22 protein-coding genes are annotated in these 18885 nt (G+C 67.7%); 13 read left to right on the top strand and 9 right to left on the bottom strand.

Annotated features, from left to right (window positions below; genetic code table 11):
* Positions 1-169 precede the first annotated feature (169 nt).
* The 3 genes from C3L37_RS10625 (at position 170) to C3L37_RS10640 (ending at position 3307) form a co-directional block, all read left to right on the top strand.
* A complete protein-coding gene (locus tag C3L37_RS10625; RefSeq protein ID WP_129114573.1) occupies positions 170-802 on the top strand; it encodes a DsbA family oxidoreductase in 633 nt (210 codons plus the stop codon).
* A 147-nt stretch (positions 803-949) separates the two neighbouring features.
* Positions 950-1666: a hypothetical protein gene (locus tag C3L37_RS10630; protein ID WP_129114574.1), complete on the top strand. Its 717-nt coding sequence runs from the start codon at positions 950-952 to the stop codon at positions 1664-1666.
* 327 nt (positions 1667-1993) lie between these two features.
* On the top strand, positions 1994-3307 hold the full coding sequence (locus C3L37_RS10640; RefSeq protein ID WP_164974732.1) for a hypothetical protein: 1314 nt from the start codon (positions 1994-1996) through the stop codon (positions 3305-3307).
* A 48-nt stretch (positions 3308-3355) separates the two neighbouring features.
* Here the strand turns inward: C3L37_RS10640 and C3L37_RS10645 are convergent, their stop codons facing one another.
* Together C3L37_RS10645 and C3L37_RS10650 are read right to left on the bottom strand one after the other, a co-directional pair.
* Complete coding sequence (locus C3L37_RS10645; RefSeq protein ID WP_129114577.1) at positions 3356-4966, bottom strand: 6-pyruvoyl-tetrahydropterin synthase-related protein; 1611 nt, start codon at positions 4964-4966, stop codon at positions 3356-3358.
* 111 nt (positions 4967-5077) lie between these two features.
* Positions 5078-6490, bottom strand: coding sequence for an arylsulfotransferase family protein (locus tag C3L37_RS10650; protein ID WP_129114578.1), 1413 nt, complete (start codon positions 6488-6490; stop codon positions 5078-5080).
* Positions 6491-6639: 149 nt separating this feature from the next.
* Here C3L37_RS10650 and C3L37_RS10655 point away from each other — a divergent pair, with 149 nt between their 5' ends.
* Both C3L37_RS10655 and C3L37_RS10660 read left to right on the top strand, forming a co-directional pair.
* Positions 6640-8448, top strand: a complete 1809-nt coding sequence (locus C3L37_RS10655) for an ABC transporter substrate-binding protein (protein ID WP_129114579.1) — start codon at positions 6640-6642, stop codon at positions 8446-8448.
* Between the two features lie 16 nt (positions 8449-8464).
* A complete protein-coding gene (locus C3L37_RS10660) occupies positions 8465-9262 on the top strand; it encodes a phosphatase PAP2 family protein (RefSeq protein ID WP_129114580.1) in 798 nt (265 codons plus the stop codon).
* Between the two features lie 42 nt (positions 9263-9304).
* Here the strand turns inward: C3L37_RS10660 and C3L37_RS10665 are convergent, their stop codons facing one another.
* Positions 9305-9667 (bottom strand): winged helix-turn-helix transcriptional regulator, encoded by a 363-nt coding sequence (locus C3L37_RS10665; protein ID WP_129114581.1) that lies wholly within the window; start codon positions 9665-9667, stop codon positions 9305-9307.
* A gap of 117 nt (positions 9668-9784) precedes the next feature.
* On the opposite strand from C3L37_RS10665, the gene C3L37_RS10670 reads away from it, so the two are divergent.
* On the top strand, positions 9785-10858 hold the full coding sequence (locus C3L37_RS10670) for a ring-cleaving dioxygenase (protein ID WP_129114582.1): 1074 nt from the start codon (positions 9785-9787) through the stop codon (positions 10856-10858).
* A complete protein-coding gene (locus C3L37_RS10675) occupies positions 10851-11276 on the top strand; it encodes a DoxX family protein (protein ID WP_129114583.1) in 426 nt (141 codons plus the stop codon). The genes C3L37_RS10670 and C3L37_RS10675 overlap by 8 nt, the downstream gene beginning before the upstream one ends.
* 37 nt (positions 11277-11313) lie before the next feature.
* On the opposite strand, the gene C3L37_RS10680 is transcribed toward C3L37_RS10675, so the two are convergent.
* Positions 11314-11742 (bottom strand): PaaI family thioesterase, encoded by a 429-nt coding sequence (locus tag C3L37_RS10680; protein WP_129114584.1) that lies wholly within the window; start codon positions 11740-11742, stop codon positions 11314-11316.
* 156 nt (positions 11743-11898) lie between these two features.
* On the opposite strand from C3L37_RS10680, the gene C3L37_RS10685 reads away from it, so the two are divergent.
* The gene (locus C3L37_RS10685) at positions 11899-12915 is read left to right on the top strand and encodes a calcium/sodium antiporter (RefSeq protein WP_129114585.1); all 1017 of its coding nucleotides are present in this window, start codon (positions 11899-11901) and stop codon (positions 12913-12915) included.
* A gap of 14 nt (positions 12916-12929) precedes the next feature.
* Here C3L37_RS10685 and ubaA read toward each other — a convergent pair whose 3' ends face one another.
* On the bottom strand, positions 12930-13739 hold the full coding sequence (ubaA, locus tag C3L37_RS10690) for an SAMP-activating enzyme E1 (protein WP_129114586.1): 810 nt from the start codon (positions 13737-13739) through the stop codon (positions 12930-12932).
* 144 nt (positions 13740-13883) lie between these two features.
* Between ubaA and C3L37_RS10695 the strand changes: the two genes are divergently transcribed.
* The 5 genes from C3L37_RS10695 to C3L37_RS24330 all read left to right on the top strand — a co-directional run bounded on the left by C3L37_RS10695 (position 13884) and on the right by C3L37_RS24330 (position 16450).
* A complete protein-coding gene (locus C3L37_RS10695; protein WP_129114587.1) occupies positions 13884-14441 on the top strand; it encodes a SprT-like domain-containing protein in 558 nt (185 codons plus the stop codon).
* 124 nt (positions 14442-14565) lie between these two features.
* The gene (locus C3L37_RS10700; protein WP_129114588.1) at positions 14566-14748 is read left to right on the top strand and encodes a hypothetical protein; all 183 of its coding nucleotides are present in this window, start codon (positions 14566-14568) and stop codon (positions 14746-14748) included.
* Complete coding sequence (locus C3L37_RS10705; RefSeq protein ID WP_129114589.1) at positions 14745-15026, top strand: hypothetical protein; 282 nt, start codon at positions 14745-14747, stop codon at positions 15024-15026. Before C3L37_RS10700 ends, C3L37_RS10705 begins: the two co-directional genes overlap by 4 nt.
* A gap of 126 nt (positions 15027-15152) precedes the next feature.
* Positions 15153-16172 carry an NADP-dependent oxidoreductase gene (locus C3L37_RS10710; RefSeq protein ID WP_129114590.1) on the top strand — a complete coding sequence of 340 codons (1020 nt, stop codon included), beginning with the start codon at positions 15153-15155 and terminating at the stop codon, positions 16170-16172.
* Between the two features lie 107 nt (positions 16173-16279).
* On the top strand, positions 16280-16450 hold the full coding sequence (locus C3L37_RS24330) for a hypothetical protein (protein WP_164974733.1): 171 nt from the start codon (positions 16280-16282) through the stop codon (positions 16448-16450).
* Positions 16451-16532: 82 nt separating this feature from the next.
* Here the strand turns inward: C3L37_RS24330 and C3L37_RS10715 are convergent, their stop codons facing one another.
* The 4 genes from C3L37_RS10715 to C3L37_RS10730 all read right to left on the bottom strand — a co-directional run bounded on the left by C3L37_RS10715 (position 16533) and on the right by C3L37_RS10730 (position 18885).
* Complete coding sequence (locus C3L37_RS10715) at positions 16533-17123, bottom strand: 50S ribosomal protein L15e (RefSeq protein ID WP_129114591.1); 591 nt, start codon at positions 17121-17123, stop codon at positions 16533-16535.
* Between the two features lie 253 nt (positions 17124-17376).
* The gene (locus C3L37_RS10720; RefSeq protein ID WP_164974734.1) at positions 17377-18384 is read right to left on the bottom strand and encodes a hypothetical protein; all 1008 of its coding nucleotides are present in this window, start codon (positions 18382-18384) and stop codon (positions 17377-17379) included.
* Positions 18377-18610 carry a DUF4177 domain-containing protein gene (locus tag C3L37_RS10725; protein ID WP_129114593.1) on the bottom strand — a complete coding sequence of 78 codons (234 nt, stop codon included), beginning with the start codon at positions 18608-18610 and terminating at the stop codon, positions 18377-18379. Before C3L37_RS10725 ends, C3L37_RS10720 begins: the two co-directional genes overlap by 8 nt.
* Before the next feature lie 92 nt (positions 18611-18702).
* Positions 18703-18885: a hypothetical protein gene (locus C3L37_RS10730; protein WP_228546194.1), complete on the bottom strand. Its 183-nt coding sequence runs from the start codon at positions 18883-18885 to the stop codon at positions 18703-18705.

Consider the following 18885-nt stretch of genomic DNA (forward strand, 5'->3'; position numbering starts at 1 on the left):
ACTGCGCCGGCGTTCGGGGTGCGTCTCTTTGGCGTAAAACGGGGGTGCTGCGCGTTCAGAGAGTCGATGTCCGCCGCGATCTCCCGACTCGTCACCCAACTTTGCGCTCGTGCACTGGTGGGCCACGCTCACCGCTCGTTTTTATGTCTCGACTGGCAACGCAACATGTATGGACCAGTCGTCGACAGAGGCGGTTACGGTATACTCGGATTATGTGTGTCCCTTTTGTTATCTGGGGAGAGAATCACTCAGCCGGTATCAGGAAGCACGAGACAAGCCACTCAAGATAGATTGGCACCCGTTCGACCTGCGTTCGCAGAAGCGAAATCCCGATGGCACGATTGACCATTCGGTTGATGATGGCAAGGACGACGATTACTACGCGCAGGCGAAGCAGAGCGTTCGTCGGTTGCAAGAGAAGTATGACGTCGAGATGATCCACGAGATCGCGACCGATGTCGATTCTCTGCCCGCTCAGATTGCGTCGTACTACGTCAAGGAACACTATCCATACGAAACGTGGCTTTCGTTCGACGTCGCCGTTTTCGATGCGCTCTGGCAGGAGGGGAGTGACATTGGCGACGAGGGGCTCCTCGTCGCACTCGCCGAAGAGGTAGATATCGATGGCGACGAGATCCGCTCTGCGTTCAGTGACGAGACGCTTCGTCGAGAGGTTCGGGAGAAGTTTTCGGAGGCGCACCAATCAGGCGTGACTGGTGTTCCGACGTTCGCTTACGATGGCTACGGGGCTCGTGGGGCGGTTCCACCGAAGCAGTTGGAGCGGTTAATCGAAGGCGTCTGAACCCCCTCTGCGGAATGTTATAGTCACGAACTCGGTACGTAACAAACACACTGTCTTTTCCGAAGGTGCCGACCTGATTTGAACACCTCCCCTACTGACACACCGTCAAAATAATAGTCACCTTGCGAGAATGTCGATTGAGAGAGAATGCGGAAGCCCAGTCGATCTGGCAGGACGGAACCTGAAGATGACGCGCTGGAAGAGCTCCGCAGAGAATATGACCGTCAAGTCGATCAATTACGAGACATCAATGACAAGGCCATGCGGTCCGTTCGCACCGCGATTCTCATTGCTGGGTTCATCATTGCTGCAGTGGGGATAACCACCCGCGAAGGTGACGTCGTTATTGGATGGATTCCGGTCATCTTCTCCAGTATCGGACTCCTTCTGCTTGCAGGAACCGTCTTCATCGGCTCATCGACCTATCTCGTCACTGAGTACCCCGGTCAATTTGCACAGAGGAGGCTCCAGAGCGGCCAGTTCCGAACTCAGAAGGACGAACTGATTCAAATGTATCGACGTTGGACTAAATTGAATTCTCAAGAAATAGATAAGAATAATACGTACGTCTTCTACACAGTGTCGTCCATATTCTTGGGGGTCTTGCTCCTGCTGATTGCAGGATTACAAGTTGCGATACCCAACCTCCTTCCTACATGTGTGCCACCGGGTGGGGTACTCTGTTTCAAACAACCAACTGTGGAGTTAAGCGTCGCAGAGGGGATAATCATCCTCACAACGCTGGCGTTTCGGTTCCTGTTCAGCGATTTCTCGGTCCGCAGAGGGATCGGTGAATTTGCTGCTGGCCTCGTTCTATGGCTAATGCTTTTAGGTGGGACAGAATTATTACTCTCTATCTTGTAGGCTCAGGTAAGACAATGTCCGCTCGGCAAAAGAGTGAGGACGAATACATCGGGAACTCCTCCCCGCTGGCCAGAAAAGTCCTCAACTGGTTCGGTATTAAGTCTGCCCGGCAGGAGCGGATGGACCGCGAAGAATCTAATATCCACTAAAAGAAGGCGATCGGGCTGTGGATCGGCGGCGCACGAGCGACGCGCGGCGGCACCGTTCGGTGATCGGCCGGCGCGGAGCGACGCCGGCGGGGCTCGCCGTCCTCGCCGCCACCCGGTCCTCTTGTCGAGACAACAGTATCAGAAAAGCTGATAGTCCCGAGGCAGAAATCTCGGACAGATGCCGAGCGCGCGCGTGTGGGTCGTGCTGGTCGTCCTCGTGGCGAGCCTCGCGGTCGCCGGCGTCATCGACGGGGGTTCCGCGTCGGGGTCCTCCCCGGAGGCTGTCTCCGAGGAGAACCTCGTCGAGCCGCGAGAGAACGGGAGCCACCTCTGGCCGTACACGAGTTCCGCCCGGTCGCCCGACGAGCGAACGCTCGCGATCAACGTCGTCGTCCACGGCGATCCGACCGCGGTCCGACGCGCGATGACGGAGCGAACGTCGCTGGAGTGGAATCGGACGACCGAGAACGAGACGGACGCGACCGCCGAGGCGCACTCGGTCGAGTCGGTCGAAATCGACGACGAGGGCGTCGAGTGGGGCGCTGCGCGCGGTTCGACCCGGTACACGTACGTCGAGCCGAACGTCACCGGCGACCGCGGCCAGTGGGTCGACGAGAGCTACCAGCTTCACACGGGGTCGTACCTCGGATCGCGGTACCACGTCCGCGCGTACGTCGATCCCGACCGGGAGTGGACCGCGATGCAGGCCCACCAGGAGTACTGGGACTGGTTCCGCCTCCGGCACACCGTCACCGGCGTCCGGAGCGCCGGGCTCGTCATCGAATCCGACTTCATCGACGAACCGTTCGTCGAGGACGTCCGGCGGGTCTACCACGGCCACCGCGGCGGCGGCAGCGACGGCTGGGTGACCGTCGTCGACCTCGCGCTCACCCTCGCCCTCGTCGGCGCGCTTCGGGTGCGGCGGGACGATCGACTCGATCGCCTCCGTGACGATTCCGGCGTCCTCTCGACGCGGTCGGACCTCCCGTCCGTCGACGAGCTTCGGCGGGACCTCCCGTCGCCCTCCCGCCTCCGCGAGGAGTTCGCACACGGCGTCGCCGAGTACGGCCGCGAGATCGGGCTGTTCTTCGGGCTGGTCCTCCTGTATCTCGGCGTCAGGTCGGCGGGAATCGCCCTCGAACGCGCGCTGCCCGGCGTGTCGCCGAAGCTCTTCGCCGGGGCGCTGTATCCGATCCTCGCGTTCGGGACGCCGCTTCTCGCCGCGCGGCTCGCGCGCCCGCTGGACTCGAGCGTCGCGTTCGCGGTTGCGGTGGCGGGTCTCGGGGCGGCGATCGTCCTCGACTTCGGCGCGCTCGGCGTCGTCTCGCTCCCTATCCAGCTCGTCCTCCACCGCGTCGCGCTGCTCGTCTCGCTCGGCCTGATCGCCGCCGGCGAGGCCCGCCACGGCACCGAGGAGGGGCGGTCGGTCACGACGCTCGGGGTCGTCGGCTGGGCCGCGTGTCTGTTGCTCCCGCTCCTCGGCGTGCTCTGAGGCCGCGGCGCTCGCCGTCGCGGACGGGTCGGACGGCGAGGGTACGCGCTACTCGCGGACGCGCCGGAAGATCACGACGCCCTCGTTTTCGTACGCCGGTTCGTACCGCTCCGAGAGTCGCAGCGCGCGTTCGAGCGATCCGTACTGCACGTGGTGGCTCCCGCGGATCACGTACCCGCCGCGCGGCACGTACAGGTAGTCCGGGTCGGCGTCGCTGCGGTCCAGCCACCGGTTCACGCAGGACTCCGAGTCGCACGCGGACACGTTCGCGTAGGCGTCGAGCTGCCGGTTGTACGCCTCGGAGCTGACCCACTCGACGCCCCACGGGCCGACGAGGATCGTCCGGTGGGTCTTCGCCGGGAACCACTCCGCGGCGTCGCCCATCACGACGAACGTCGCTTCGGGGTCCGTCTCCGACGCCGCCCACTCCATCGCCTCGACGTCGTCGTCGTCGATGAACGGCGGGGTCTCCGTGCCCGTCTCGTCGGTCATGTCGTAGGCGAGGTAGCCGACGCCGGCCGTCGACGTGACCACGATGAAGGCGACGAAGAGCGGCGCGCGAACGCCGGGGCGCGTGAGCCGCGACGCGGCGAGGCGTCGGCGGCCGAACTCGACCGCGGCGACGACGAGGACGATCGATCCCACAAGGTACGCGAACCGCGACTGCTGGACGGCGAACTCGGCGATCAGGAACCAGAGGGGGAGGAACACGTACCGGGCGGCGAGCAGGTAGCACGCCGCGACGAGCGGAACGATCGCCCAGGGGAAGAGCCCCGACAGGAACTCGAAGACCCCGCCGCCGATGCCGCCGTGCGTTCCGGAGGCGGCGAAGAAGACGGTCGGCCCGAACGCCTGTACGACCTGAATCCACCACGGCGCTGCGAGTATCGCGCCGCCGAAGCCGACGATCGAACCGCTGACGAGGCCGGCGAGAGAGCGGTCGTACGCGACCCAAAGGAGCAGGAACGTCAGGACGAAAAAGAGCGTGTACGTCGGGTGCGTCAGCACCGTCAGGGTGAAAAGGACGAGCGAGGCGACGAGCCACCGGCGCTCGCCCGAGCGGAAGAGGTGATAGCCCGCGTAGATGCCGCACAGCGCGAAGAACACCGCCGGCGCGCGGACGACGCCACCGGCGGAGATGTGCCACTTGAGGATCTGCGGGTTGACCGCCACGAGCAGCGCGGCCGCCGTCGCCTCCGGCCGGGAGTTCCGCACGTCGCGGACCAGCAGGTAGATCGGCACCAGGTACGCGATGGTCACGAGCCCCGGCAGGAACCGGCTCAGCGTGATCGGATCGACGCCGGTCAGATCCAGGATGACCGCCGACACGTAGAACATGAGCGGCGGATAGGCGAAGGGGACGCCGTCTGCGGTGTAGTACGGGATCCGCTCGGGGAAGCCGTAGCCGTGGCCGACGATCTCCTCGGCGATCTGCATGTACAGCCCCGCGCCGAACCCCGGGTACTGGTGGGTCGCCAGATAGACGAGGTACACCGCGACGCCCGCGATGAGCACCGGGGCGAGCCAGAGCCGATCGGCCGCCTCGAAGATCGCGGTCTCGTCGCGCCTTTTCGCCGTTTTCGCCCACCGGTCGCGGATCGCCGACGCCGACGAATCGGTCGACGCCTCCCGGCCCGCGGATTCCGTCGAGTCGCCCATCTACGTCTCACCCGTCGAGCCGATCGTTCGCGTCTCGCCTGTCAATCCGATCATCTGTAATGCCATTTCGAGGTCGAATCGTTCGTCTCTCGTTCCGTTTCGAACCACGCGTTACTTCCTTCCGAATCGTACCGGCGATCGCACGCTCACGGAGAATCCGCGCCACCGCCACTCGGCCGCCGCCCAGACCCCTCCGCCGACGAGGAGGCCGAGCAGCGCGGCGAGCTCGATCGAACCCATCCACCGGGGGATCACGTAGGCGATGGCGTTCACGAGCTTCGACGGGACCGCGGCTTTGACTTGCAGCCACGCAGCGCCGACGGGACCGACCTCGTCGGCGCTCCCGTCGCTCGCCGTCCGCGAGGGGAGGTCGATCGACGCCGCGCTGGGACCGCCGGCGCTCTCGTCGCCGGTGCCGAGGCGTTCGGCCTCGTAGGGGAAGCCGACGTCGGCGTTCCAGACGACCTCGCCGTTCTCGTCGATCTCGAACACCCGGTCGCCGTTCGAGTCGGAGATCAGGGTGTGGCCGTTCGGCAGGCGGTCGGCGTCGCGGGCCCACTGCATCCGCGGGTCGCTCCACTCCCAGGACTTCTCCCACCCGCCGTCGACGCGCTGGTACTCGACGATTCGGCTGTTCTCGCTGTCGGCGACGAGCACCGCCGGGCCGCCGTTTTCGGGCGGGATGTAGTCCGGGTTGTGCTGCTCGTAGAGCGTGTCGTGGTCGCCGTCCTCGCCGAGCGTCCAGTCCTCCATCAGGCCCCGCTCGACGTCGATGAACACGACGCTGTCCTGGTTCCGGAGGCTCACCATGACGACCTCGCGCCCGTCGATCTCGACGTGTTCGACGTCGTTCAGGTGCGTCCAGTCGGAGGGGTAGGGCCCGCCGCTGTCGGTGTCGTAGTCGGTCTGCGCGTCCCACTCCCACTCGATGAGTTCGGTCTCGGTGTTGACGATGAACACGCGGTCCTGGTGGATGTCCGCGACGAGGTAGCGGTTCTCGTCGATGCGGTCGGCGTCGTGCCACCGCGTCGAGTGCTTGTCGGGCGTGATCCGGTCGTAGATCGGGGTGACCTCGCCCGTCGTGAGGTTCACCCGCTCGATTCCGTTGCGGGTGCAGACGGTTTCGGCCGCGCACTCGTCCGCGCTCAGGTGATCCGAGTAGAGGTACTCCACGGTCGTCCGCGTTCCCGGCACCGGATCGACGTCCCAGTACCTCGTGTGGGAGTTGTTGTAGTAGTAGACGCTCCCGTCGCGGTCGAAGGCGGCGAGTTCCGCCTGCTGGCGCGGACCCGGCCCGTCGTCGTTAACGAACGCGTTCGAGTCGCCGCTGACGACGGTGATGTTCTCTCGCGGCCCGACGACCGGAGCGCCGTTGCCGCTCTTGAACGCCTCCTCGGCCGCCTGATCGCCCTGTATCTGATCGCCGCCCAATACGTCGCCCGTCACGTACCCGGTCACGAGAACCAGGAGGGACAGAGCCACGACGCCCGCAAGGACCAACCGCGTTACTCGCCGCGACGGCATGCTTCTGTGCCCCTACGGTGAGGGCTATGTAACTTCTTGCTATGTGGTCCGAACGATACGGTCGAGCTGACACGTCTTCCGATCAGGATGCGAACGTGAGCCACAGAACTGTTATTGTACCGGCCGAGTAACTCCCCGAGACGTAGTCAATGGCTCGGACTGACGATCGAAGCGAACTCCGCGGGACGCGGCGAGCGGTGCTCGGAGGTATCGCGGCCGCGTCGACGCTCGGCACCGCGGGGTGCGTAAAACGCGTCCGAAACGTCGTCGCGCGGGACCCCGCCCGTCAAATCTCGCTCGAGATCAAGACGGTGCCGGCCGACAGCGATCCGTACGCCATCCACATCGCTCGCCACCTCGCGTCGACGCTGGAGGACGCCGGAATCGCGGCGCAGATCGTCCCGATGGACGTCGAAGAACTCTACCGGCAGGTGTTGATAAACCACGAATTCGAGGTGTACGTCGGTCAGTACCCCGAGGCGTGGTCGCTGGACCCCGATTCGCTCTACTCGCTGTTGCACTCGAAGTTCGGCTCCGAGCAGGGCTGGCAGAACCCGTTCGGGTACGCGAACCTCACCGTCGACGAGCTTCTGGAGAAACAGCGAACCACGTCCGGATCGACGCGTCGCGACGCCGCGGCGGATCTCCAGCACACGATCGCGCAGACGGCCCCGTTCGTCACGGTCGCGTTTCCCGACGTGCTCAGCGCGGTTCGAACCGACCGCTTTTCCGGATGGGACGAGTTCGGTCCGAACTCGCCGCTCGAACTCTTGGCGCTCGAACGCCGGTCCGACGCGGAGTTCGAGGAGGACGAGGAGGTCGAACTCCGGCTCACGACCACGGATCCGCGAATCACGGAGAACCGCAACCCCATCGCCGCCGAGTTCCGGTGGCACGGGACGTTCATCGACCTGCTCTACGAACCGCTCTGTCGTCGGTACGACGGCACGGTCAACCCCTGGATCGCGGAAGACCTCACCTGGGGGACCGACGACGCCTCCCCGGCGGTCGAGGTCCGACTCCGTCCGAATCTGTACTGGCACGACGGGAGGGCGCTCACGGCCGAGGACGTGGCGTTCACGTACGACTTCCTCCCCGACACGACGATGGACGAGGCCGAGGGGACGGTCCCAGCGCCGCGGTTCCGCGGCCGGAGCACGCTCGTCAGAGACGTCTCCGTCATCGACGACCGGACGGTCAAAATCCGCTTCGTCCGCGGCAGCGAGGCGGTCGCAGAGCGTGCCCTGACGATCCCGCTGCTCCCCGAACACGTCTGGTCGGAGAAGACGGACAACGCCCGGATCGCGGGCATCGAGGTCAACGGGGAGACCACCGAGGCGCTCGTCTGGAACAACCCCGAACCGGTCGGGAACGGTCCGTTCCGGTACGAGCGCAGCAGCGCGGACGAGTCGCTCGTCCTCTCGCTGTTCGAGGACCACTTCCTCGTCGACGCCGCCGACGACGGTCCGCTCTCGTTCGACGCACGCCCCGCGTTCGACCGCCTGCGCGTGCAGATCACGGCGTCCGACTCCTCGGCGGTCGAACTCGTCGCGACCGACGAGGCCGACGCCACGGTCGCGAACCTCAGCACCGAAACGGTCTCCCGAATCGCCAGATCGTCCGACCTCGAACTGCTCGCCCGCCGCTCGCAGGCGTTCTACTACGTCGGATTCAACGCGCGCCAGTCGCCGCTTTCGAACCCCCGATTCCGACACACGGTCGCGAGGCTGATCGACAAGGAGTTCCTCGCCGAGAACGTGTTCGACCGGTACGCGTCGCCGGCGGCGAGCCCCCTCGCGGAGACCTCGTGGCTCCCCGAGGACCTCGAGTGGGACGAAACCGACCCCGTGACGCCGTTCCTCGGCGAGGACGGCACGGTCGACGCCGAGCGCGCCCGGGCGGTGTTCCGCCAGGCCGGCTACCAGTACAACGAAGCCGACAAACTCCTCAACCGGTGACTCCAACCTGGGTGCAATGAGTCTGCTCACGACCCTCGCCGAGGTCGTCGCCGTGGTGCTCGTTCTGGGCGCGGGCGCGGCGTACGGCATCGTCGGCGTCGACCGGCTCCGTCGCCTCAGACGAACCCTCCGCGGACGACTGCGCGCGGTCGCCCCCCAAATTTCGATCCTCGCGGTCGTTCTGCTCGTAAACAGCGCCATCCGCGACGTCGTTCCCGAGTTCTCCTGGCTCATCGGTTGGAACATCACCGGCTACATCTACGCCCTCGAAGGCGAGTTCGTCCCGTTCGTCCAGTCGTTCGCCACCCCCCCGCTCACGGCGTACTTCTCGTACGTCTACGTCTACGGCTACGTCTTCCTCCTCGTGTTCCCGCTGCTCGCGTACGCCGCGCTCGACGACGCGCGACCGCTGCGGGAACTCGTGATCGCGTACAGCCTCAACTACGCGCTCGGACTCGTCTGTTACGTGTTCTTCATCGCCTACGGCCCGCGGAACCTGCTTTCCGACCTCGTCGATTCGCTCCTCTTCACGACGTACCCGCGGTTTCAGCTCCTGACGGCGCAGGTCAACACTAACACGAACGTGTTTCCCTCGTTGCACACGTCGCTGTCGGTTACGGTCGCGGCGCTGGCCTGGCGCTCGCGAGAGGTGTACCCCCGGTGGACGGCGCTCGCGGGCGTGCTCGCCCTCAGCATCGTCATCTCGACGATGTACCTGGGGATCCACTGGGCGACCGACGTCGTCGCGGGCGTCGCGCTCGCCGCGCTCAGCGTCAAACTGGCGACGCGGTGGGCCGCGGACGACGACGCCTGAAACCCGAGGCGGGTCGTCCGCGCTCGCTCTTCGATCGCTCCGTCACCCTCCGTCGACGAGCGGCTCGTCCAGCCACTCCTGCGCCCACGCCTCGATTTCGTCGAAGACGGGACAGAGCGACCGCCCCTTCGGCGTGAGGCTGTAGTACGTCGCCACCGGGGCGTCCTCCTCCAGCCGCCGGTCGACGAAGCCCATCTCCCGCAGGTCGTCGAGCACGCGCGAGAGCGTCCGCGAGTTCGCGCCCGTCGAGCGCTTGAGCTCGTTGAACCGCTTTTCGCCCTCCTGGAGGTCGTGGAGCACGATGAGTCGCCACTGCGATCCGATCTGCTTCAGCGAGTCGATGACGAAGCACGCCGCCTCCGAGTACCCCTCCGTCGAACGACTCCCGTGTGCGTCCGCTGGCATGGCTGTTACCTGGTTACACCGTCGTCGGCGAGGGCATATATGGGTTCGGAACCGTACCTGGTAACGAAGTGATAGCACCGGGCGGACGGACGCCCGGTCCACACTCACCGATCCACCATGAGCATCACCACGACCGGAATCCACCACGTCACGGCGATCGCGGGCGATCCCCAGCAAAACGTCGACTTCTACACCGACGCGCTGGGGCTTCGACTCGTAAAGCGCACGGTGAACTTCGACGACCCGACCACGTACCACCTCTACTACGGCGACGAGGTCGGCGCTCCGGGGACGATCCTCACGTTCTTCCCCTTCGAGGGCGCGCGCACCGGACGCGTCGGAGCCGGGCAGGTTTCGACGACCGCGTTCCTCGCCCCGCCGTCGTCGCTCGACTACTGGGCCGACCGGTTCGACGAGTTCGGCGTCGAGTACGACGAACCGACGGCGCGGTTCGACGAGCGCGTCCTCGCGTTCCGCGACCCCGACGGGCTCCGACTCGAACTCGTCGCCCACCCCGCGGCCGACGCCATCGAGCCGTGGACCAACGGGCCCGCCCCGCCGGAGTACGCCGTCCGCGGCCTCTTCGGCGTCTCGCTCTCGGTCGCCGACGGCGGGCCGACCGCGGATCTCCTCCGCGCGATGGGCTTCGAGTCCGTCGGCGAGGAGGACGACCGCGACCGGTACCGCGCCGGTGGCGCGGCTGAAGACGGGGCGGGCGACGCCGGGACGGACGGAGACGCCGAGGCGGGCGACGGCGACACCGCGCCGGTCCCCGAAACCGTCGTCGACCTCGTCGTCGACTCCGACGCCTCGCGCGGCGTCGCGGGCGCGGGCACCGTCCACCACGTCGCCTTCCGCGCGCCCGACGACGAGACGCAGCTCGCCTGGCGCGAGCAACTGACCGACCGCGGGCTGGGCGTCACGCCGGTCCGCGACCGCCAGTACTTCCGCTCGATCTACTTCCGCGAGCCGGGCGGCGTGCTGTTCGAGATCGCGACCGATCCGCCGGGCTTCGCGCTCGACGAGGCGGTCGCGGACCTCGGAACCGGCCTCAAACTCCCACCGTGGCTTGCGGACGACCGCGAGCGGCTGGAAGCCCGGCTGCCGCAGCTCGACGTGCGCCGGGGACGACCCGTCGCTGACGGCGGGTCGTCGCTCGCGGCGACCGACGGGGGTGAGATCGATGAGTGAGACCGACGGGGCGGTCGAGATCGAGGTCGACGGAACCGACGACGACGGGTCGGACGCGCCGCCGTCGCTCCTTGGACGGCTACTGTTCGCCGGCGTCCTCGCCTACTCGGGGTTCGACAACCTCCGCGACGTCGAGGCGAGCGTCGGCTACGCCGAGGCGAAGGGCGTCCCGTTCGCCGAGATTCTCGTGCCCGCGTCGAGCGGAATGTTGGTGCTCGGCAGCGTCGGCGTCGCGCTGTGGCGGCTGCCGACGCTCGCCGCCGGGGCCATCGCCTCCTTCCTCGTCGGCGTGACGCCCGTCATGCACGACTTCTGGAATCAGGAGGGGGAGGCGAAACAGCGGGAGCAAATTAACTTCCTGAAGAACGTCGGCCTCTTGGGCGCGGCGCTTTCGTTCCTGGCGCGCGCCCGGCGGTGAGTTGCGGGCGGACCACGGGCCGATTCCGACGGCCGGCCTACTCGCCGTCCACGGGACCGCCCCACGCCGTCTCCCCCTCGCCCCCGCCCGTCTTGTAGACGCCGCGGGCGTTCGCCACGCGCGCGCCGCCGTCGTCTCGAACGGTCACGTCGGCGACCGCGACGCTGCCGCCGTCGCGCACCACCTCCGCCTCCGCGACGAGGTTCGCCCGCGCCGGCGCGAGGTAGTCGATCCGCATGTCGACCGTCGGCGTCGGCGCGCGGTGCAGCGAGATGACCGCCGCGCCGCCGATCGTGTCGGCGAGGGCGTACGGCACGCCGCCGTGGGCGACGACCCGCCCCGGGACGGACGAGTGCTCCGCGGCGAGGTCGAGCGACCCTTCGGCGTACCCGTCCTCGGCGACCGTCACCTCGATGCCGAGGTGATCGCAGTACGGCATCGCCGTCAGCAGCTCCGGAAGGCTCATACTTCGGCTTCTCGTGGGCGTCCCATACGCCTATCGTCTCGTGCACTTCTCGTCTCGTTCACCTCTCGGCTCGTGCACCTCTCGCGACGTCTCACGCGCCCGTCGGTGGCTTCCGTTCGACCACGATTTATTTGCCCGGCGGCCGTCGGGTGACGCGTGAACGCATCCGTCGTCGTCGACCTCGCGCTCGTCGGCGTCGCCGTGGTCGCCCTCTGGGGCGGCTCGCGGCTGTTCGTCGACGGCGCGGTCGACCTCGCCCGACGGCTCGGCCTCTCGGAGCTCGTCATCGGTCTGACGGTGGTCGCCGTCGGCACCTCCCTGCCCGAGTTAGTGGTCACGATCGACGCGGCGCTCCTCGGTCGAGGCGACCTCGCCGTCGGCAACGTGATCGGCAGCGACATCTACAACACCGCCGTCATCCTCGGGGTCGTCACCCTCGTCCGATCGATCCCGATCTCGCGGGAGCTGGTCCGCCGCGACGGCCTCGTGCTCCTCGGAACGGTCGCGCTCCTGCTCGGCATCACGTGGGATCTGCGCGTGTCGCGGCTCGAAGGCGCGCTGCTGCTCGCGCTGTTCGTCGGGTACCTCCTCCTGCTGTTCCGGCTCGCGCCCGGCGATTCGGCGGCGTCGAACGCGACGCCCGACGATCGATCGGACGGATCCATCGAAGGGCCGTCGGCCGCGTCGCCGACGCCGAACCCGTCGAACCCGTCGGACGGGACGAGCGGCGGCAGGGGCCCGCTCGACGTCGCGCTGCTCCTCGTCGGCCTCGCGGTCGTCGTCGGGGGCGGCCACCTCCTCGTGGGCAGCGCCGTGTCGCTCGCCCGCGACGCCGGCGTCTCCGAGTGGATCATCGGCGCGACGGTCGTCGCCGCCGGCACCTCGACGCCCGAGTTCGCGGTGTCGCTCGTCGCGCTCGCGCGCGGCCAGACGAACGTCTCGGTCGGCAACGTGATCGGCAGCAACGTGTTCAACGTCCTCGGCGTCCTCGGCGTCGCGGCGGCGATCGCGCCGCTTTCGGTCTCGCCGGCGGCGTTCGACAGCGCGCTCTGGCTCCTCGGACTCGTGGTCCTCCTCGTCGCGGCGCTGTGGTCGGGCCGACGCCTCTCGCGCCCCGAGGGCGGACTCCTCGTCGGCACCGAGGTGATCCGCTGGGTGCTCGGTTTCCGCTGACCGCGCTCCGTCGTCTACAGTTCTATCGCGCACCCGTCGACGTACTCGACGCCGTCGATGGAGTCGATCGGGTCGTCACCGCAGACGGGACAGTCCGGGTTCCGCCGGTACGGAACCGTCTCGAAGCTCATCTCCATCGCGTCGTAAAAGAGGAGCCGTCCGCGCAGCACCTCGCCCGCCCCGAGGAGGAGTTTCACGGCTTCCGTCGCCTGGACGCAGCCGACGGTGCCGGGGAGCACGCCGAGCACGCCGGTCGTCGCGCAGTCGGGGACCGTCCCCGGCTCGGGGGCTTCGGGGAAGAGACAGCGGTAACACGGCCCGTCGGGCACGAGCGTCGTCGCCTGCCCCTCGAACTTGTAGATCGCGCCGTGGGCGACGGGCACGCCGGCTAGCCGTGCGGCGTCGTTGACCACGTAGCGGGTCGGGAAGTTGTCCGAAGCGTCCACCACGAGGTCGTACCCGTCGAGGAGCGACCCGACGTTCTCCGGACCGAGGCGGGTTCGGTGGGTCTCGACCGTCACGTCGGGGTTCAACCGCTCGACGAACGAGGCGGCGCTCTCGACCTTCGGGACGCCCACGTCCGCGTCGGCGTGGATGACCTGCCGCTGGAGGTTCGATCGCTCGACGTCGTCGTCGTCGACGATCCCGAGGGTGCCGACGCCCGCGGCCGCGAGGTACTGGACGACCGGCGCGCCCAACCCGCCCGCGCCGACGACGAGCGCCCGGCCGTCCAGCAGCTTCGCCTGACCCTCCGGACCCACCTCGTCCATGATGATGTGCCGGGAGTACCGGTCGAGCTGCGTCGCGTCGAGTGAGAGGCTCATAGCCGTTCTTTCGGGCGAGGTCGCATAAGCCCACGGCCCGCCTCCACCGGAGGGCCGTCCAGCGTAATCGTCGCCTCGACGACGCTCGCCGCGTCTGACGCGCGTTTAAGCCCCCGCGCCGAAAACGGGTTCGACGCCCGAACGATGGACTCGACGCCGGCGGAGACGCACGACGAACTGCTCGCCCGGGCCCGCGAGTACGCCGAAACGGTCGACCTTCCGGTCGACCTCTCGGCGGTCCGGTGGGAGGTCTCGACGCGCGCGAAACGGCGCGCGGGGGCGTGTCTCTACGACCGCGGCTCGGGGACGACGACGATCCGGCTCGCGCGGGCGGCCTACCGCGCGTACGGGTGGGATCGGTTCGCCGAGGTGATCCGCCACGAGCTGATCCACGCGTGGGAGTACCAGCGGTTCGGCGAGTCCTCGCACGGCCCGCGGTTCCGTCGGAAGGCCGCCGACCTCGACGTGTCGGTGCGCTGTCCGCGATTCAGCGCGGGTCGACTCCGACTCGTCTGCACGGATCCGGCGTGCGACTGGACCGCGGAGCGCCACCGCGCCTCGGCGACGGTGACGGAGCCCGAACGCCGGCGCTGCGGGTCGTGCCGCGCGCCGTACGAGGTCAGACACGTCGCGAGCGGGCTGGCGTGGCGGACGGCCGCGGGGTACCGCCGGGCGCGCGAGCGGCTGGGCGACGAGTGGTGAGACGTCCGACGCGCGCGTCTCTTTGGGACCGGCCCCGGACAGCGCTCGGCACCGCCTCCGCCGTCGCGCGCCGTCGTGTCAGTACGGCGAAACGGTTAACTCGACGGCCCGCGGATCCCCCGACATGGACGCCGCGGGCCTCTTTCTCCTGTTCCTCGTCTTCGCCGTCGGCGGGACGCTCCTCCTGTACGGCCTCATCGACGCCGAGACGGACGACCTCCCGACCATGAACCGCGCCGACGCCGAGCGGCTCGCCCGGAAGGACACGGACGACGGGGAGCGCGACCCGCCGTCGGAGCGCCGATGACGGACGACCTCCTCCGGGCGCTCCACGCCGAACTCGAAGCGACCGAGGAGTTGCCGATCCGTCGGGAGGCGAACCTGTGGATCGGCGAGGCGCAGGCCGTCGCGGCGGATCTCGTCGACTCGGCGGCGACGGCGGAGACGATCCGCGAGCGCGTCGACCACGTCGAGGAGCTGCTGGAGCGCGTCGACGAGACGGACAGCGCGGAGGCGGACGAACGCGTCGAACGCGCGCTCTCGATCACGGCGGCCATCAGGCGTCGATTCGACCCGCCCCGATAGGTCGCGCGCGTTCCTCGTCCGGGCGAGGCGCGTCATGTGGATCCCGGTCCGCCGTTCGACCCGATCGTTCCGGCAGACGCCGCTTTTACCGCAAGGACTGTCGGGGTCGCGGCCGTCGGTTCGATCATGGCCGACAGCAATCGGCAGTTCCTGCTCGCGAAGCGCCCCGAGGGCAAACCCGACCCGGACACGTTCGAACTGATCGAAGCGGACGTCCCGGCGGCCGGCCCCGGCGAGGTGCTCGTCCGGACGCTGTATCTCTCCGTCGACCCATACATGCGCGGTCGAATGCGCGACCGCGAGTCCTACGCCGAGCCGTGGGCGGTCGGCGATCCACTCCGCGGCGGCGTCGTCGGCGAGGTGGTCGAGTCGAACCACGGCGCGTTCGAAGCCGGCGACGTCGTCACCGGAAACCTCCGGTGGGCCGACTACGTCGCCGTCGAGGGCCACGAACTCCACCCCGTCGACCCCGACCTCGCGCCGATCTCGACCGCGCTCGGCGTGCTCGGGATGCCCGGACGGACCGCGTACTTCGGGATGCTGGAGGTCGCGGAGCCGGACCCCGGCGATACGGTCGTCGTCTCCGGCGGGGCGGGCGCGGTCGGCTCCGTCGCCGGCCAGATCGCCCGGATGAACGGCTGTCGCGTCGTCGGCGTCGCCGGCTCCGAGGAGAAGGTCTCGTTTCTCACCGACGAACTCGGGTTCGACGAGGCGATCAACTACGCCGCGACGGACGACTACCGGACGGCGCTCTCCGAGGCGGCTCCCGACGGCGTGGACGCCTACTTCGACAACGTCGGCGGGCCGATCACGGACGCCGTCTTCTCGCACCTGAACGTGGACGCGCGGGTCGCGGTCTGCGGGCAGATCGCCCTCTACAATCGGGAGTCCGTGCCGACGGGGCCGCGGAAGCTCGGAACGCTCATCGAGACGCGCGCCCGCGTCGAGGGCTTTCTCGTGAGCGACTTCGAACCGCGGTTCCGACGGGCGACGGAGCGGCTGGGGCGGTGGGTGCGAGGGGGCGACCTCCGGTACCGCGAGACGGTCACGGATGGGCTGGAGAACGCGCCGGAGGCGTTCCTCGGCCTGTTCGAGGGCGAAAACGTCGGCAAACAGCTCGTGAAGGTCGCAGAGCGCGGCGAGTGAGGCGAGCGACACGACCGCGTTGCGTCCTCTCGTCTGCCGTCTCCGATTCGTGACCGTCACGAGGAGACGAAAACAGGTATTTATTCGCCCACGCACTATGCCCGCCGGTGATTTCTGTGAAAGCAAATGCCTTCCCGATCGAATGCCCGCTCTGTCGTCGCGACGTTTCCGGCGATCTCGATCGACACCTCGCCACGTTCCACACCAAGGAGGAACTCGTCGAGTCGGTCGTCACCTCCCACAAGGAGAAACTCGGAGAGGACGGCATCCTGGCCTGAGTTTTTGACCGTCGACGGCGGACGCCGGAGAGCCGCGGCTCCGCGCCGGCGTACCGTGAAAAACCGCTCCGGGCCGTGACCGCTACTTTCCGCGCGCTTTGCCGCTCGTCGCGCTCGGACGGACGTGTTCCGTCCCCTTGCCGCGGTTGTTGAGGCCGCGGTTCGCCTTGCCCGCGTTGGTCAGCCCGCGGAAGGTGCGACCCTTGTGCTTGTCCGAACAGATCCAGTTGAGGTCGTCGTCGTTCCGAATCGCCGGGTGCTCGGGGTCCACGAGGATGACCTCGAACCACTTTTGCGACCCGTCCTCGCCGACCCAGTAGGAGTTGAGCACGCGGAGGTTCGGGTGCTTGCGGCTGACGCGCTCTTCGGCGATGCGCTGGATGCTCTTCCGTCGCGTGATGCGGTTCACGCCCTGACGCTTCGACCGCCGACCCGCGGTGAAGCGCTCCTTGCGCGCGGTGCCCTTGCGGACGGCGGCGCGCACGACAATCACGCCCTGCTTGGCCTTGTAGCCGAGCTCGCGCGCCTTGTCCAGCCGCGTCGGGCGCTCGATGCGCTCGATCGCGCCCTGTCGCCGCCACTCTTGTTTTCGCTGCCACTGCAGTTCCCCGAGCTTCCCGTCGTCGGGGTTCTTCCAGGCTTCCTTGATGTGCGAGTAGACGCTTCGTGCCATGGTGTCACCACGGGCGCTTGCGATTCAACCGGACTCCGGCGGCGTCGCCGCCGTCGAGGGCGCGTCGCGCCCCGCCGGTCACATCTCGTCCCGTGCCGCGTCGCGCGGTCGCGGGTGCCCGCCGGCGGCCCGTCGCCCGGCGAGTTACCGAACGTTCCGCGGTGCGACGTTTAACGGCTTCGAAACGCATCCGGACGCCTCCGAACGCCTTCGTTCTTCCCCGAAGCCGTGCCGTTCTCTCCCGGCCTGCGTCTCAGCCCTGCGAGTCGCGCAGGACGAGCGGTCCGATGGCGAGCGTCCGCTTGGCCACGGTCGCGATGCGGAGCACGTACGAGACGAAGAGAAAGAAGGGGATCAGCGTGATCGTGAAGGCGACGCCGACGACCCAGAGGATGTTCTCGACGCCGAGCGTCGCGCCGGCGAACGACGATCCGGTCACGAACGTGAGCATCCCGCCCGCGACGAGGAGGGCCGGGATCGCGGCGTACAGGATCATCTGCGAGAGGTCGACGAGCGCCCACTGGAAGTACAGCGTCTTGATGTGTTCGCGGATGGGGCCGAACATCGACAGCGCGGTGCGGAGCTCCTCCAGCGCCGTTTTCGTCCCTCGATCGAGGTCGTCGCCGTACTTCTCGCTGATGCGTTCGACCTGCTGAATCTTCCACGAGTAGTTGAAGTTGAGCGCCGCGAAGAGCACGTCGAACGTCCCGAACCCGGCGTCTTCGAGCTGATCCTTGACGACTTCGGAGTTCCCCGTGAGGCTGTCGGTGAACTCTTCGACCTCCGCTTCGAGCGTCTCGTCGTCGCTCCCGCTCACGCCCTCTCTGAGCTCGTTCGCCCGCGCCTCCGTCGCGTCGATGAGCTTCCGGAGCAGCGCCGACGGGTTCGACGGCACCGTCTCGCCGATGACCTCGGAGACGAACGAGCGCACGTCCATCGCGTCGCTCATGCGCCGGTGTTGGTCCCCGAGCGGCCCGTTCTCCTGGGAGATGACGAGCTGGCTGATGGTGACGACGAGCGTGACGCCGGTGATGAGCGCGCTGAGCATCGTCGAGAACATCGTGCCGATCGTGTCGGTGCCGGTCACCGACGAGCGGAACGGCGGGTAGATCACCGTCCCGAGGAGGACGAACAGCGCGAAGAAGACCGCCGCGATCGCCCCCGTGACGATCAGCCTGTTCGCGCCGAGCAGCAGCCAGAGCTTGGCTCGGCTCTCGCCGGCCCGCTCGCGCATCGTGTTCTCGGTGCTGATGTCACCCATTCGTTCGCCCCTCGCCGAGGGATCGGCCATCCGCCCGCTCCTCGTCGACGGGCCGCTTCAGGATCAGAAACTTCGTCCCGCCGCCGACGTACTCGACCGGGCAGACCAGTTCCCAGCCCTCCGCGCCGAGTTCGTTCAGCGCCTCCGTCGGATCTTCGATTTCCTTCTTCGTCACGCCGCGCGGCGGTCGGAGCGTCTCGTACTCCCACCGTCTCTGCTCGTCCATACGTCGCGATCGAAGCGGAGAATATTAGGGCTGTTCGCCGATCGAGTGGGAGGTGCGCTTTCGGCCGATCGCGACCGGGCGACGGCGGCCCCTCAGACCGAAAAGGGGTCCCAGTCGATCCGGATGAGGACGAACAACCCGAGGAGCGACGCGCCGATGATTGCGACGCTGACGATCGAGATGACCCACGCGCCCGTGCCGGGTCGTTGGAACGGAACCGACACCGCGAGCAGCGCGAGCAGCACCACGTTGAGCGCGAACAGGACCCGCCACAC

The sequence above is a fragment of the Halegenticoccus tardaugens genome (genome assembly GCF_004116405.1).
In the GTDB taxonomy this organism is placed as follows: domain Archaea; phylum Halobacteriota; class Halobacteria; order Halobacteriales; family Haloferacaceae; genus Halegenticoccus; species Halegenticoccus tardaugens.